Here is a 15,508-nt window from a genome sequence, read left to right on the forward strand (position 1 = left end):
CCCCCGTCAACTGCATCCCGTCACCCGAGTCACCAGCAAACCGGATCACCACCCGGTCCAACTGACGGATCTCGGTCCTGCCGGGGGTCCCACCCTCCGCCGCCGGCGCATCGTCGTACCGTGTCGTGGAGGTCATGGGCGATCACGTCCCTCTCTGCTGCGCGACCCGCACCGCGACGGTGCGTTGCCGGCGAACGGCGGGCCGACACCCGGCCCCGGCGGTACCAGCGCAGCCATCGGCCGGCGCGGTACGGCGGCGCAGGTCCGTACCGCCGGGGTCGGCGACCCCGGCGTCAACCTGCGGGGTCGCCGACCGCATCAAGCGCCGGCGAGCGCGTGCGACCACACGCTAGGGTCCGGCCCCGGCCGTGCCAACCCTTAGCGATCCCCTACCCCCACCCACCTGCGGGCGGCCGGACGACGGGCGCTGCGGGGCGTCCACCAAGGACGGCGCAGGGGGCGCGTGCCTCGACCCGCCATGGGACACTTGTCTACATGGGCGAGCTGACCAGCGGCGCAGTGGCCGAGCCGGGGTCACCGCTGCGGCCGGGCGATCCGGAGCACGTCGGGCCCTACCGGCTTCGTCGCCTGCTCGGCTCGGGCGGCATGGGGGTGGTCTTCCTGGCCGACGCCCCGGGCGGGGGCCGGGTGGCGGTCAAGGTCGTCCACGACGAGCTGCGGGCCCGGCCGGAGTTCCGGCGACGGTTCGCCCGCGAGGTCACCGCCGCCGGCCGGGTGGCCGACTTCTGCACCGCCCGGGTGCTCGACGCCGACCCGCAGGGACCGGTCCCCTACCTCGTCACCGAGTACGTGACCGGGTCGTCCCTGCACGAGCACGTGACCCGGCACGGCTCGCTCTCCGGCCCGCAGGCCGAGGCGCTGGCCGTCGGCGTGGCCGCCGGGCTCACCGCGATCCACGCCGCCGGGCTGGCCCACGGCGACCTGACCCCCCGCAACGTCCTGCTGTCCCCGTTCGGCCCCAAGGTCATCGACTTCGGCCTGGCGAGCCTGATCGAGGCGTTCGACCCGACCACCGGGCCCTCGTACGGCACGCCCGGCTGGTTGGCCCCCGAACGACTCGCCGGTTTCCCGCCGGCCCAGCCCGCCGACGTCTACGCCTGGGGCATCCTCGTCGGCTGGGCCGCCACCGGCCGGCTGCCGGTCGACCCCCGGGTCCACCCGGCCGGCCCGCCCGACCTGAGCGGCCTGCCCGCCGGCCTGGCCGCGGTGGTCGCGCGGGCGTTGCGCACCGAGCCCCACCAGCGTCCCACCGCCCGGGAGGCGATGCTGATCCTGGTCGGCAGCGCCGACACGGCCAGCATCCGGTCGGCGGTGGAACCGGTGGCGGCCACCACCGAGCAGCTCGACGGCACCCGGTGGTACCCGGCGACCGGCCAGCCGGCCACCCTGGTCGCCCCGACGCCGCCGCCGCGTCGCCCGCCGCCGTCCTGGCCGGCGATGCTGACCGGGGTGGTGGCGGTGGTGGCCCTCGTCGTGCTGGGCGTCGTCGCGCTGCGCCAGGCCGACCAGCGGGACGCGCCGTCGGCCGGGCCGGGTCCGTCCGCGCCGACCGGCATCGTCACCCCGAGCCCCACCCCGAGCCCGTCGCCCACCCCGAGCCCCACCCCCGCCACCGCGACCGGTCAGGACGGGTCGCTGGAGTTCACCGTGACGGGGGTGCACTGCGGGTCGCGGGAGATCGGATTCTGGCCGTTGACCCAGAAGGCGGACGGCGTGTTCTGCATGGTCGACGTCGACGTGCTCAACACGGGGTCCAAGGGGACCATCGTCTGGCCGCTCAGCCAGCGGCTGGTAGACGCCGACGGGCGGGGATACACCCCCGACACCCGTTCCCTGCTCTACTATCCGGACACGCAACGGTTGACGAAGAAGATCGAGCCCGGTGCGACGGTCAGCGGGGCGCTGGTCTACGACACACCGGTCGGCACCGAACTTCGCCAACTCGTCGTCCACGACACGCCACTGAGTGCGGGCACCACCATCGATCTACCCTGACCGAGAGAGCCGGAGAACATGGACGTCGCCGTCGCCATCGGCCTCACCGGGCGGGCACTGACCCGGGCCCTGTACGCCACCGGGCGGGGCGTGGTGCTCGTCGCCACCGCCGCACTCAGCCTGGTCCTCTTCATCGTCACCACCCTCGCCACGGCGTTCATCCTGCTCGGTGTCGGGGTGCTGCTGCTGCCACTGGTCACACCGTTGGTCCGCCGGCTCACCGGGCTGTGCCGGAACGTCGCCGCCCGTTGCGGGGTACCGATCGCCACGCCCTATCTTCCCCTGCCGCCGCTGGAACCGGGGATGTTCGGCTGGGTGCAGCGCTGCCGGTCCATTCTCACCGACCCGGCGACCTGGCGGGACCTGCTGTTCCTGCTGCTCAACACGCTTGTCGGGTTCGCCCTCGGGCTGCTGCCGCTCACCCTGCTGGTCTACTCGGTGGAGGGGTTGGTGCTCTCCACCGGGTTCTGGATGCTGATGCGGGAGTCGGGGGTCAACTTCTGGTACGGCTTCACCGCGCTGGACTCCTGGCCACACGCGGCGCTCGGGGCGTTGGTCAGTCTCGCGGTGTTCGCGTTCTGGGCGGCCGTCGCCCCGCACGTGACGGCCGGCCACGCGCACTTCGCCCGGTCGCTCCTGGGGCCGAGTGAACGCTCGGTGATCGCCTCCCGGATGCGGCACCTCTCCGAGACCCGTTCGGACGTGATCAACATCCAGGCCACCGAGCTGCGTCGGATCGAACGGGACCTGCACGACGGCGCACAGGCGCGGCTGGTCGCGATCGGCATGAAGCTCGGTGCGGCCAACCGCCAGTTGAGGACCAATCCGGACGCCGCCGAGACCCTGTTGGTCGACGCGCGCAACGCCACCGCCTCCGCGCTGGAGGAGCTGCGCTGCCTGATCCGGGGGATCCACCCACCGGTCCTCGCCGAGCGGGGCCTGGAGGACGCCATCCGGGCCATCGCGTTGGAGAGCCCGGTCGACGTCGAGGTCACCACCGACGTGCCCGGCCGGATGGCCGCCCCGGCGGAGTCCGCCGTCTACTTCGCCCTGTCCGAACTGCTCAACAACGTGGTCAAGCACGCCAACGCCGACCGGGTCAGCATCGACGTGCGTCACGAGGCGGGTCTACTGCGGGCGGTGGTGATCGACAACGGTCAGGGCGGCGCGGACGCCACCCTCGGCACCGGACTCCGGGGCATCGAGCGGCGCTGTGCTACGTTCGACGGGACGCTCGTCCTCAGCAGTCCCGAAGGTGGGCCGACCGTCGCGATCCTGGAGCTGCCGTGCGCGTTGTACTCGCCGAGGACCTCTTCCTCCTGAGGCAGGGAATGGTTCAGCTCCTCGAGTCGTACGACTTCGAGATCGTCGCGGCGGTCGACAACGGACCGGCGCTGCTCGACGCTCTGGTGACCATCCGCCCCGAGGTCGCGGTGGTCGACGTGCGACTTCCCCCGACGTTCACCGACGAGGGGATCCAGGCTGCCCTGGAGGCCCGACGCCGCTGCCCCGGCCTGCCCATCCTCGTGCTCTCCCAGCACGTCGAGCAGCTGTATGCCAAAGAGTTGCTCGCCGACGCCAGCGGCGGCATCGGATACCTGCTGAAGGACCGGGTGCTCAACAGCGACCAGTTCGTCGACGCCATCCGCCGGGTGGCCGGCGGAGGCACCGCGATGGACCCGCAGGTGATCTCCCAACTGCTGGCAGGTCGTTCCCGCCGGGAGCCACTGTCCACGCTCACCCCACGCGAGCGGGAGGTGCTGAAGCTGATGGCCGAGGGATGTTCAAATGTGGCCATCGCGCAGCGCCTCATCGTCAGCCAGGGTGCGATCGCCAAATACACCACCAGCATCTTCACCAAGCTCGACCTGGCCCCGGCGGACGACAGCAACCGTCGGGTGCTGGCCGTGCTGGCGTACCTCAACGGCACCCGCGCCGACGTCTCCTGACCCACCCGACCGGGCCCTGCCGGAGCAGCGCCGCGGCGGCATGCCGGCTTGGTTCCACGGCACCGACGTCATGCGGGAACGCCCCCGGTCGTCCGACCGGGGGCGTTCCTGGGTTTCTCGGGTCACTCGACGGCGATGGCGGCCTCCGCCGGCCGGGAGAGCATCGCCCGCCGACCCGGCAGCAGGGTGGCGGCGAAGGTGAGCCCCACGGCGCCGGCCACCACGGCCAGGTAGATCAGGACCGACCCGGAGGGGACCGGGCGGCCCAGCACCACGATGCTGATCGGCATCAGGGTGACGACGGAGGCGATGGTCCCGAGGACCACCCCGATGATGGCGACCATGCCGGCCTCGACGCTGAGCATCTGCAGGGCCTGTTGCCGGGTGGCACCGATGAGCCGCTGCATGCCCAACTCCCGACGGCGACCGGCGGTCGCCACGATCAGGGTGTTCGCCACCGAGATCATGGTGTAGCCGGCGACCAGCGCGACGAGCAGGTAGTTGACCCAGGCCAGGGTCTTGGTCCGTTCGGCGAACGTGGTGATCGCGTCGCGCCCCTCGATCAGGGTCCCCGGCTGCCCGGCGGTCTGCTTGCGCAGGCTGGCGGCGAGCGCGTCCCGGTCGGTGCCGGGCTCGGCGGTGACCAGGATCTGCCGGGCCAGCCCGGTGGTGCTGTGGGCGGCGAGCAGCTCGGCGGGGAGCATGATCGTCTCGTACCCCTCCTTCGCCGGGTAGAGCGCGACCACCCGTACGTCCACCGCCGACCGGTCACCGAGGCGCAGGGTGATCTGGTCGCCGATGCCGACGTTGAGGTTCTTCCCGGCGATCTCGGGCAGCGCCACGGTGTCGCCGGTGAGCTCGGCCAGGTTGCCGGCGCTCGCCTGCACCCCGGTGATGGCGGCGGCACTCGCCCCGTTCACCCCCTGGAGGGGCCACGGCGACTCGACGTGCGACCCGTCGTACGGCTTGTTGATCCAACCGGCGCTGGTGACGTACGCGGACGCCTCCTCGACGCCCGGCGCGGACCGGATCGCCGACACCGTGTCGGCGGGGAATCCCCCGGTGGTGGAGCTGAGCACCACGTCGGCACGCAGGTTGTCGGAGAAGTAACGCTCGGCGGCCTCGTTCTGGGTGGTCTGCATGTAGAAGTTGGCAAGCGCCAGGCCCACCGCCAGCATGATCGGGGTGACCGCGGAGGCGACCCGGACCGCGCGGGTCCGCACGTTGATCGTGCCGAGGTAGCCGGCGAGTCCGAAGAACGCCCGCGCCGGCACGCTGAGCATGGCGGCCAGCAGCTTGGTCAGCCCCGGGCTGATCAGCGCGATGGCGATCGCCCAGCACATCACCGCCGGCCCGGCGGTCGCCGAGGCCACCGGGCCCCTCATCGCGATCGCGGTCACCAGGAACAGCGCGAACCCGCCGCCGAAGAAGAGGAACGAGAACACCACCCGGGGCCAGGTGACCCACTTGCGCTGGAGGGCGGCCTCGGCGATACCGGCGGTCGGCCGGATCTTGGAGGGACGCCGACCGGCGACGTTGGCGGCCATCAGCGCGGCGAAGATCCCGACGACCGGACCGATCAGGTAGGGAAGGAAGCCCTGGTGGAACTCGACCACCGGCGAGATGACCCCGGCCTCCGAAACGATGTGGAAGAGCAACGGCCCCAACACCACGCCGGGCACGCAGCCGAGGATCGCGGCACCGACCGCCACCACCAGCGCCTCGCGGCGGACCATCGTCCGGATCTGCCGGGGCGTCGCGCCGATGGAGCGCAACAGCGCGATCTCCTTCTGCCGCTGCTGCACCGACAGGCCGAGGGTGCTGGCGACCACGAAGATCGCCACGAAGACCGTCATGCCGGCGAACACACCGGAGAGCGGGATGAGCCCGGCCTGCCCGCCGACCGCCTCGGGGAACTCGGCCGCCCCACGGTCGTCGCCGGTCAGCACCACCAGCTTGCGGTCGGCGAGGGTGCGCTCGATCTTGCCGCGCAGGGCCTCCACGTCGGTGCCGGGCTTGGCCACCACGCCGATCGCATCGGCACTGCCGGTGTGCGGGTTGAGTCGCCGCTCGTCGTCGCCGGAGAAGAACAAGGCCGTCTGGCCCATCTCGACCGGCGGCGTGGCGATGCCGCTGACCTGGAAGGAGGAACTCACCCCACCGACCACCACGTCGACCCGGTCACCGACCTTGACCCGGGCCAGCGTGGCCACCGCCCGGTCCAGCACGACCTGGCCGGCCTGGGCGGGCGGCTGTCCGGCGAGCTTGTACGACCCGAGCTGGGCCGACTCCCACCCGTGGCCCAGCGACTGGGTGCCGACGATCACCGGCGCCCCCTTGCGGACGACGGTGGCGACGAAGGACGACTCGGCGATCGCCCGTTCGACCCCGGGCACCTCCTGGATCTTGTTCACCAGGGTCGGGTCGATCCAGTACCGTTCGGCCAGCGGCACGGACTTGATGTCCTTGGTGTCCTGCGGGTCCTTCTTGGGCACGCCGTAGGTCTGCTTGCCGCTGACCACGACGTCGGCCGCCGCCAGGCGCTGCGGCGGGACCGCCAGCCGGATGCCCGTCTCCATCAGGCCACCGCAGGCGACGATCAGCGCCACCCCGAGGAAGACCGCGGCGAAGGTCGCGATGAACGCGAGCCTGCGGTAGCGCAGGGTGCGCCAGGCGAGGTACGTCATCAGAAGCCACCCCTGCCGGCGGACTGCGGCGACCGGTTCTGCTGCCACGCGGTCAGGTGGGTCATCCGCTCGGCCACCACGTCGGCGGTGGGGGCCTCCAGCTCACCGATGAACTGACCGTCGGCGAGGAACAGCACCCGGTGCGCGGCGGACGCGGCGACCGGGTCGTGGGTCACCATGATGATCGTCTGGCCGCCGCTGGACACCGTCTCGCGGAGCAGTTGCAGCACGTCGATGGTGGTCTGGGTGTCGAGCGCACCGGTCGGCTCGTCGGCGAAGATGACCGCCGGCCGCATGATGAGCGCCCGGGCGATCGCGACCCGCTGCTGCTGGCCGCCGGAGAGCTCGCTCGGCAGGTGCTTGCGGCGCTCCGCCAGCCCCACCCGGCCCAGCACCTCAATCACGGAGGAACGGTCCGGGCGACGGCCGGCCAGTCGGAACGGCAGTCCGACGTTCTGCTCGACGGTGAGCGCCGGCATCAGGTTGAACGCCTGGAAGATGAAGCCGACCCGCTCACGACGGAGGATGGTGAGCTGGTTCTCGTTCATGCCGCTGAGTTCCTTGCCGTCCAGCATCACGGAACCGGACGAGGGCACGTCGAGCCCGGCCGCGCAGTGCAGGAAGGTGCTCTTGCCGGAGCCCGACGGCCCCATCACGGCGGTGAAGCTGCCCCGCGGGAAGCTCATGGTGACGCCGCGCAGCGCGTCGACCCGGTTCTCGCCGCGCCCGTATGTCTTGCGTACGTCCCCCAGTCGGACCGCGTCGACGGCACCGCTGGTGGGCGTCCGATTATCCTTGTTCCAGTTCACCTCATGCTCCCCGCAGAAGAACGTCGCCTGACGGCGGTGGGTATACGTTCACGCTATGCAACGGGCAGGCGGCGCTCTATGGAGCTAATGACCCGAAGCGGTGGGTCTAGACCCACGTCTCGGGGTCGACTTTAGGGCCTTCCGCACCAGCTCAGCTCGCCTGTACCGCCGCCGACTCCCAGTGCGCCCAGGAGCGCTCGGTTCCGCTCGGCGCCACGGCCAACAGCCCCGCCCCGGTGGCGTCCATCGGCAGCCCCAGCGACAGCTCGGTGCGTCGCCGGACGTTCAACTTCCGGTAGACCCGGGTCAGGTGCTGCTCGACGGTGCTCACCGTGATGTACAGCTTCTTGCCGATCTCCCGGTTGGTGTGACCCAGCGCGGCCAGCGTGGCGACCCGCTGCTCGGCGTCGCTGAGCCGGGACATCTCCTCGTGCTCGGACGGGGCCTCCGCCTCGTCACCGCCCGAGGCGTCCCCGCCGGGCAGCAGTCGACGACACAGCGCCTGCGCCTGGATGTCCTTGGCCAGTTGCATCGCGCTGCGGGCCACCACCCGCGAGGTGTTGAACTCCCCGCGCCCGTAGTGGGCGCTGCTGAGCGCGGCGAGGGCGAGGAACAGCTGGTAGCGGTCGCCGGCCTCCTGGAGCAGGTTGGCCGCCTGACGCAGGCTGTTGACCCGTTGTTTGACGTCGAGCGCCGACCCGAGCAGCCGCAGCGAGATGCCCCTGGTGCGGGCGTTCTCGGCACCGGGCCGGGACAGTTGCTCGGTCACCATCCCCCGGGCCAGTTCGGGTCGGCCGGACCGCAGGTAGACCTGGGCCAGATCGCCCCGCCAGGGCAGCAGGGTGGGCAGGTCCAGCCCCCACTGGGTGGCCAGCTGCCCGCAGGTCTCGAAGTCGGCGAGCGCCGCGTGCACGCGTCCGCCGGCCAGGTGCAGGTGGCCACGGGCCCGCAGGTAGAGCGGCCAGAACCAGGTGTCCCGCATGGCATCCGGGATGACGTGCTTGAGCTGCGCCTCAGCCTCGTCCAGCTTGTCCATACCGATCTTGGCGAGCAGCAGGTTGGACAGTGGCGAGCCGATCGCGACACCCCAGTTGTGCGGGGACATGGCGTCCAGCGCCTCGCGGGCGAACCGTTCGCTGAGCGGCAGGTCGCCCTGTCGTAGCGCGATGTGCGACCGCACGTCGGACAGGATGGCGTGCCAGGTGGTGGCACCCCGCGCCCCGGCCTCGGCCCCCAGGACGTCGCACCAGTGCACGGCCCGGTCCATCCGGTCGGCCCAGACGAGCGTCTGCAACGCGCACAGGGCCGATTCCAGTCCGACGTCGACCAGCAGGTGGCTACCGAGCACCTGCTCGGCGCGGGCGATCACGTCCTCGGTCACCCCGTCGGTGAGGACGGCGGTCAGCGACGGGGTGGCCGACCCGAGTGGACCGTCCGCGCGGGCCGCCGTCACGGCCGGCGCGGTCGCCGTCGGGATGCCGGGGGTGGCGTCGAGTTCGGCGAAGGCGACCGGGAAGTGCAGCCGCAGCCACTCGGTGCACCCCTCCAGCTCTGCGGCGGTGGTGGCGTCCCACTGCTGTCGCGCCGAACGCAGGTGCCGCAGCGTCTCCTGGGCGTCCTCCCGGTGGCCGTGCCAGAGCTGGTAACGCAGCAGCGCCGCTGCGTGCCGCTCGGAGAGGTGCCCGGCGCGCAGCGCGTCGCGCTGCGACTGGAGGTGCTGGCTCACCGCTGCCGGATTGATCCGCCACTGGCAGTCGGCCAGCAGTGCGGTCAACGCCGCCTTACGGGGGGCGTCGTCGCACATCTCCTGAGCCAGTTTGAGCGCCTCCACCGCGTCGTCGACGCGGTCCTCGGCGAGGGCGTGCGTCGCCGATTCCTGGAGCACGGTGATCGCCCAGGGCTCGACCAGGCCGCCGGCCGCGAGCAGGTGGTCCCCGATCGCCGAGGCGGGCGCGCCCTCGGCGTGCAGCAACTCGGCCGCGCGGGCGTGCATCTCGGACAGCGCCTCCGGGGGGAGGTCGTGCAGCACCGCCGCCCGCGCCGCCGGGTGGCGGAACCGGCCCGCCTCCAGCAGGCCGGACGTGGCCAGCGCGTCGAGCACCCACTGGACCCGGGCCGGCTTGCTGTCCAGCAGCCGGCCCAGCAGCGCCGGGGTGGCGAGGTCGCCGAGCAGGGCCAGCCCGTGGGTCGTCTCCAGGATCACCGGGTCCCACCGCCGTAGGCAGGCCAGGACGGCCTGGCGGAACTGGTCGCCGACGACCACCTCGGTGCCGTCGGGCGCCCCCGCGGCCCGCCGGTCCTGGCCGAGCGCGTGCAGCAGCAGCGGGTTACCGCCGCTGACCTGGTGGTACGCCGGAGCGAGCGCCTCGGCGGTCTCCCGGTCCATCCAGCCGCTCAGCAGCTCGACGACCCCAGCCGTCGAGAGTGGGGCCAGCTGGATGCTGCTGAAGCAGGCGTGCCGGGTGAGCTCGGCGCGGAACTCCGGATTGAACGGTTGGGGTTGGGGTGACTCGGTGAGGACCACCAACAGCTGCGCGGCGGTGAGCCGGCGTTGCAGGTAGAGCAGGGTCTGCAGGGTGGCCTCATCGGCGAACTCGACGTCGTCGACGAGCAGGACGAGCGGCCGTTCCCGGGCGAGGTCGAGTAGTTCGGCGCACATCCCGCGCACCATGTTGATGTCGACCGCGCCCTCGGTGGTGGCCTCCCCGGCCTCGACGAACGTGGCGATGCGGCCCAGCGTCTCGGCCGGCAGCGGCACGCTGTGGAACAGTTGCCCCATCACGGCGGCGGGCAGCAGTCGCTCGGCCCGCGAGCAGGCGGCGCTCAGCACCAGACCGCCGGTCGCCTCGACGTGGTCGGCGAAGGCCCGCAACAGCTCGGTCTTGCCCGTGGCACCGGGGCCGCCGATCAGCACGACCCGTCCCCTGCCCGTGATGCTTCCGGAGTAAAGGTCCCGCAAGATGTCAAGCTCGCGGGTTCTCTCCACGAATTCCACCCGTCTCCCCCCAGGTCAGCGGTGACGCATCGAACGGGGCGCTGTCGCCTGGCGGGACAGGCCCCCGACGAAACCGTTCGGCTCGATGCCACGCGGTCCGCCGAGGCCTACCCGGCCACTGACCACGTCAGCCTGCAAACCGGGCACTTCAATGAAGATGGTCAATTTAATGACGGCTTTCACCGCGCCTCGACGGCGACCCCAGCATACATAGACACCCGTACAAGACGGTAGTGGGGTGGTGATACTTCGTCACTGATATTACGCACGAGGGTGACGTTATGTCGGGTCGACGGCGTCGACCACGAAATTACCAATCGGTAGCAAATTCATGATCCAACAACCGGCCCACCCCGCCCACCTGCGCAGACGGCCGCAGAATCGATCAGCCAGCAGGTCGTTGACCTGGAAAAGGACCACTACAGAGGGTTCCTACCGGAACATTTACGCCAAGTCACCCTCAGCCCCCTCCGACCACTACGACCTCGTCACACCACCATCGAACGGGCCAGAAGCATTAAAACGGGCAATTTACTCTTGAGCAAAAATTGAGTTTCGGTGAGAAGACGGAGCTATTACGGGAGCAATTCATAGCTTGCCGCATTCCTGTCGACCTTGCGACATCGGCACAGGCATCGCAAATGCGACCGGCCAGTCGGTAAAGTGACCGCAGGTTGACCGGCGGCTGAAATCCAGTGGTGGACCGGCGGGTTAGGGGTGGCTTCCGGGTATACGTGGGCTTTCCCTGCCGTCAGGCTGGAACCATCCGAGGGCAGTGACGTACGACACGGTATCGAAAGCGTCCCCGCCCCCAGCCGAGGAGGAAATCGTGGACGATCTCACATCGGTGAGCAGCCCGCGGCGATTCAGCGACGTTCGCGGTGACGACCACTTCGACGTGCTGCTGGAGGGTGGCCCGGTCGGCCTGCCGGCCACCACCAGGGCCCGCAGCGCACCGGCCGGTACCGGCCGGATCAAGGTGCCCTACCTGGGTGGCTACGAGCACTTCGAACGCTCTGGTGACCACGACGGCCTCAACGACGACGCCTCACAGGTGGTGGTCTTCCGCTGGACCATGCGGACCAAGATCGCCGAATGACGGCACGACGCAGGGGGCACCGGCGCTACCGGTGCCCCCTGCGTCGTCGTCGCGGATCAGCCGGTCGGCCCGCCGGGTCGTGACGGTGCCAACTCGGTCGCGATCAGCTGGATCACGTCGGCGGCGTGGTCGTTGAGGTAGAAGTGCCCGCCCGGATACACCCGCACGTCACACTCGCCGGTGGTGTGCCGACGCCAGTCGTGTGCCTCGTCCAGGGTGGTCATCGGGTCGGCGTCGCCGGTGAGCACGGTGATCGGAGCGTCCAGGCGCTGCTCCGGATCGGCCCGGTAGGTCTCCACCGCCTTGTAGTCCCCGCGCACCGCGGGAAGGATCATCGGGAGCAGCTCCGGATCGCCCAGCACACGCGGGTCCGACCCGCTGAGCCGGGCCAGTTCCCGCAACACCCCGGCGTCGTCGCGGGTGTGCACGTACCGCTCGTCGCGGACCCGGGAGGGGGCCCGGCGGCCGGACGCGAACAGCCGCACCGGCGGCCGGCCGGTCTCCCGCTGCAACCGCAGCCCCACCTCGTAGGCGATCACCGCGCCCATGCTGTGGCCGAACAGCGCCACCGGCCGGTCCAGCCACGGCCGTAGCGCGCCGAACACCCCGTCGGCCAGCGCGGCGACGGTGTCCAGCACCGGCTCGTGCCGACGGTCCTGCCGGCCGGGGTACTGGATCGCCAGCACCTCCACGGTGGGCGTGAGCGCCCGCGAGACCGGGAACAGGTAGCTGGCCGAGCCACCGGCGTGCGGCAGCGCCACCAGCCGGATCGCGCTGGACGTCGACGGGTGGAACCGCCGCACCCACAGGTCGTTCTCTAGCGTTGCCGTCATCACTGGTCCTTCGGGGATCGACGCCGCGGGCACGCGCCCCGCAGCGGGACGTCTACAACGGGAGGTCCCCGGGCCAGCGGTGTCCCGGCCGGCACGCCGACAGCGTCGCTGCGGTGCCGGTGCCCGCTGACGAAGCGAGCGTAGGAACACCGGGAGGCCGGGACAACCCCTACGCGGGAGTCCCGGCCCCCCTAGCCCGGCAGCGGGATGCGGATCTCAGGCCACCGGATGGGCCGGACGGGTGCCGGCCGGAGCGGCCGTGGGCGGTCCGATCCGGACCTCCGGGCCGGGCGCGGCACCGGTGGGGCCGGCACCCTCGGCGACCGTGCCGACCGGCTCCGGGTCGACCGGGACGGGTGCGGCGTCGACCGTGGCGGCGTCGGTGTCGGGGGCGGCGGAACCGTCGGCCGGCGGCCGGGCGGCGGCCGGGGTGACGGGCCCGCCCGGACCACCCGACGTGTCCTGGCCCGGCACCGACGCGCCCACGTTACGTAGTTGCACGGCGGCCAGCACCGCCGTCACCAGCAGGATTCCGGCCGCGACGACCGCGGCGGCCCGCAACTCGGCGGCGAAAGCGGCGCGCGCCAGCGCCACCAGCGTGTCCCCCGCAGCGCTGGTGAGCGTGCGGCTCTCCTGGACCGCGCCACCCAGGGTCTCCCGGGCGGTCGCCCAGGAATCCGCCGACACCCCGTCCGGTGCGGCGCCCGAGAGTTGCTGCCGGTAGACGAACGTGCCGATGCTGCCCAGGATCGCGACGCCGAGCGCGGCACCGAGCTGGCTGCCGGTCTCGGAGAGCCCGGCAGCGGCACCGGCCCGCTCCGGCGGCGCGGTGGAGACGATCAGCTCGGCGCTCAACGTCAGCACCATCGCGACGCCACCGGTCATCAGCGCCTGACCGACGACCACCTGGGTCAGACCCACCTCGTCGCCGACCTGGGCGAGCACCAGGCAGCCGGCCGCGCCCACCAGCAGGCCACCGGCCGCGACGTAGGCCCGCCGGAAGCGCTGCGCCAACACCGGAGCCAGCACCGCCGCGCCGACGCCCGCCGCAGCGGCGGCCGGCAGCGACCACAGCCCGGCGGTGAACGGACGCAGTCCGAGCACCAGTTGGAGGTACTGGCTGATGAAGAACATGAAGCCGACAAGCGCGAAGTTCGCCAGCACGTTCATCACGACCGCCGCGCTGAATGCCGGCGCGCGGAACAGCCGGACGTCGATCACCGGGTCGGCGAGGCGTCGTTGCCGCCACACGAAGACGGCCAGGAAGACCAGCCCGCCGACCACCCCGGCCACCGGCGGCCAGTCCGCCCCGTGTTCGGCGAACTGCTTGATGCCCCAGATCGTCGGCAGCACCGCGACGAAGGCCAGCACCGTGCTGAGCAGGTCGAACCGCCCGGCCGCCGGGTCGCGGAACTCCGGCAGCAGCAGGGGGGCCAGGATCAGCAGGAGCACCATGATCGGAACGTTGATCTCGAAGACGGTGCCCCAGGAGAAGTACTGGAGCAGGGCGCCCCCCGCCACCAGGCCGATGACGCCGCCGGCGGAGAACCCGGCCGCCCAGAGCCCGATCGCGGCCCGCCGCTCGTTCTCGTCGTGGAACATGTTGCGGATCAACGACATGGTCGACGGCATGAGGGTCGCACCGGCGGCGCCCATCACCGCCCTGGTCCCAATCAGCATGCCGGGACTGGTGGAGAGGGCCGTGGCCACGGATGCCGCACCGAACACGGCCGCACCGATCATCAGCAGCCGACGGCGCCCGATCCGGTCCCCCAGCGTTCCCATCGGGATCAGCAGGCCGGCCAGCACGAAGGCGTAGACGTCGGTGATCCAGAGGAGTTGGCTGCTGGTCGGTTCAAGGTCCGCCGTGATGAACGGCAGGGCGTATGACAGCACGGTCATGTCCATGCTGATGATCAGTGTCACCATGACGAGAACCGCGAGGCCGATCCACTCGCGGCGGCCGGCCTTTGCCTGCGCTGTAGCCATGGCCGAAAGCTATCACCGGGTCTATACAAGCGTATACATCCGGCGGATGAATTAGGGGGTCGTTCCGAGTAGGGTGACGCCCGTGGGTCATCGGGAACGCCTGCTGGCAGGGGCCAGGGTCTGCCTCTACGAACGCGGCTACACACGCACCACCGCCCGCGACATCGTCGCCGCCTCGGACACCAACCTGGCGTCGATCGGTTACCACTTCGGCTCCAAGGAAGCCTTGCTGACCGCAGCTCTGGTCCAGGCGTTCGAGGAGTGGGGCGTCGAGATCGACCGGGTGCTGCGCGACGGCACCCAGCCCGACCTGATGGACCGGTTGGAGTCGATGTGGACCGGGCTGGTCGAGTCCTTCGGCTCGCACCGACCGCTCTGGGTCGCCGGGATCGAGGCGTTCGCGCTGGCCGAACACCTGCCGGTGCTACGGGAGCAGCTGGCCGAGAGCTACAGCCGGGCCCGCCCCGCGCTGGCCGCCTTCGTCATCCAGAACGGCGGCGAGAACGTCAGCGAGGAGACCCGCAAGGCCGTCGGCTCGTTCCTGCTGGCACTGATGACCGGCCTGACGGTGCAGCGGCTGCTCGACCCCGAAGCAGCCCCCTCCGGCAGGGAACTGGCAGCGGCGCTGCGGCTGATCATCGGTGCGGTAGCCGGGTCCACCGACGACTGATCCACCCCCCGGAACAGGGGTCGCGTCCGCTCCCCCGCCGAGGGCCGGGTCGACACAGGGGGCCGGCAGGGGTCCGACCCCGACCGTCATTCCACCCGCACCAGCCCGGCGCGGAGCATGTCCTCCAGCCAGACGTCGACGTCCCGCCGGGTGGCCGCCGGATCGGCCGCCCATTGCCTGGCGAGAACACCCGCCGCACGCTCCGGCGAGCCGCCCTGCTGCTGTAGGGCGATCCACATGGCGGCGGCGGTCGCCCCGAACCGGTATCGCAGTCCGTCCCGCTCGGAGGTCAGCTCCAGCTGCCCACTCCGGGTGACCTTCGCGATGATTCCCTGTTCGAGTCGCACCCGCATCCTCCCTGCCTCTCCGCGTCCACCTGGTGGCACCTGCGGCGAACCCGTACGTCCACCCCGTCCGGCAACTACCGTACGAGGTCGGGCGGTAACGCGATACGGTCATGG

11 protein-coding genes are annotated in these 15,508 nt (G+C 71.3%); 5 read left to right on the forward strand and 6 right to left on the reverse strand.

Annotated elements, in window-relative coordinates; genetic code table 11:
* Window positions 1–495: 495 nt before the first annotated feature.
* From B5D80_RS02430 to B5D80_RS02440, 3 genes are read left to right on the forward strand one after another with little or no spacing between them, the layout of a single operon-like run.
* Window positions 496–2,016 (forward strand): serine/threonine-protein kinase, encoded by a 1,521-nt coding sequence (locus B5D80_RS02430; RefSeq protein ID WP_088642106.1) that lies wholly within the window; start codon window positions 496–498, stop codon window positions 2,014–2,016.
* Between the two features lie 18 nt (window positions 2,017–2,034).
* Window positions 2,035–3,339: a sensor histidine kinase gene (locus tag B5D80_RS02435; protein WP_088642107.1), complete on the forward strand. Its 1,305-nt coding sequence runs from the start codon at window positions 2,035–2,037 to the stop codon at window positions 3,337–3,339.
* Window positions 3,303–3,965 carry a response regulator gene (locus B5D80_RS02440; RefSeq protein WP_088642108.1) on the forward strand — a complete coding sequence of 221 codons (663 nt, stop codon included), beginning with the start codon at window positions 3,303–3,305 and terminating at the stop codon, window positions 3,963–3,965. The genes B5D80_RS02435 and B5D80_RS02440 overlap by 37 nt, the downstream gene beginning before the upstream one ends.
* Window positions 3,966–4,087: 122 nt before the next feature.
* Here B5D80_RS02440 and B5D80_RS02445 read toward each other — a convergent pair whose 3' ends face one another.
* The 3 genes from B5D80_RS02445 to B5D80_RS02455 form a co-directional block, all read right to left on the reverse strand.
* The gene (locus B5D80_RS02445) at window positions 4,088–6,652 is read right to left on the reverse strand and encodes an FtsX-like permease family protein (RefSeq protein WP_088642109.1); all 2,565 of its coding nucleotides are present in this window, start codon (window positions 6,650–6,652) and stop codon (window positions 4,088–4,090) included.
* Window positions 6,652–7,461: an ABC transporter ATP-binding protein gene (locus tag B5D80_RS02450; RefSeq protein WP_088642110.1), complete on the reverse strand. Its 810-nt coding sequence runs from the start codon at window positions 7,459–7,461 to the stop codon at window positions 6,652–6,654. Before B5D80_RS02450 ends, B5D80_RS02445 begins: the two co-directional genes overlap by 1 nt.
* A 151-nt stretch (window positions 7,462–7,612) precedes the next feature.
* Complete coding sequence (locus B5D80_RS02455; protein ID WP_088642111.1) at window positions 7,613–10,456, reverse strand: helix-turn-helix transcriptional regulator; 2,844 nt, start codon at window positions 10,454–10,456, stop codon at window positions 7,613–7,615.
* Between the two features lie 829 nt (window positions 10,457–11,285).
* Here B5D80_RS02455 and B5D80_RS02460 point away from each other — a divergent pair.
* Window positions 11,286–11,555 carry a DUF5988 family protein gene (locus tag B5D80_RS02460; protein WP_240762714.1) on the forward strand — a complete coding sequence of 90 codons (270 nt, stop codon included), beginning with the start codon at window positions 11,286–11,288 and terminating at the stop codon, window positions 11,553–11,555.
* Window positions 11,556–11,611: 56 nt separating this feature from the next.
* Here B5D80_RS02460 and B5D80_RS02465 read toward each other — a convergent pair whose 3' ends face one another.
* Together B5D80_RS02465 and B5D80_RS02470 are read right to left on the reverse strand one after the other, a co-directional pair.
* Window positions 11,612–12,388 carry a thioesterase II family protein gene (locus B5D80_RS02465; protein WP_088642113.1) on the reverse strand — a complete coding sequence of 259 codons (777 nt, stop codon included), beginning with the start codon at window positions 12,386–12,388 and terminating at the stop codon, window positions 11,612–11,614.
* Between the two features lie 216 nt (window positions 12,389–12,604).
* Complete coding sequence (locus B5D80_RS02470) at window positions 12,605–14,377, reverse strand: MFS transporter (protein ID WP_088642114.1); 1,773 nt, start codon at window positions 14,375–14,377, stop codon at window positions 12,605–12,607.
* Between the two features lie 82 nt (window positions 14,378–14,459).
* On the opposite strand from B5D80_RS02470, the gene B5D80_RS02475 reads away from it, so the two are divergent.
* Window positions 14,460–15,047 (forward strand): TetR/AcrR family transcriptional regulator, encoded by a 588-nt coding sequence (locus B5D80_RS02475; RefSeq protein WP_088642115.1) that lies wholly within the window; start codon window positions 14,460–14,462, stop codon window positions 15,045–15,047.
* Between the two features lie 86 nt (window positions 15,048–15,133).
* Here the strand turns inward: B5D80_RS02475 and B5D80_RS02480 are convergent, their stop codons facing one another.
* Window positions 15,134–15,400 carry a PqqD family protein gene (locus B5D80_RS02480; protein WP_088642116.1) on the reverse strand — a complete coding sequence of 89 codons (267 nt, stop codon included), beginning with the start codon at window positions 15,398–15,400 and terminating at the stop codon, window positions 15,134–15,136.
* Window positions 15,401–15,508 lie beyond the last annotated feature (108 nt).

Source organism: Micromonospora wenchangensis (assembly GCF_002210435.1).
In the GTDB taxonomy this organism is placed as follows: Bacteria; Actinomycetota; Actinomycetes; order Mycobacteriales; family Micromonosporaceae; genus Micromonospora; species Micromonospora wenchangensis.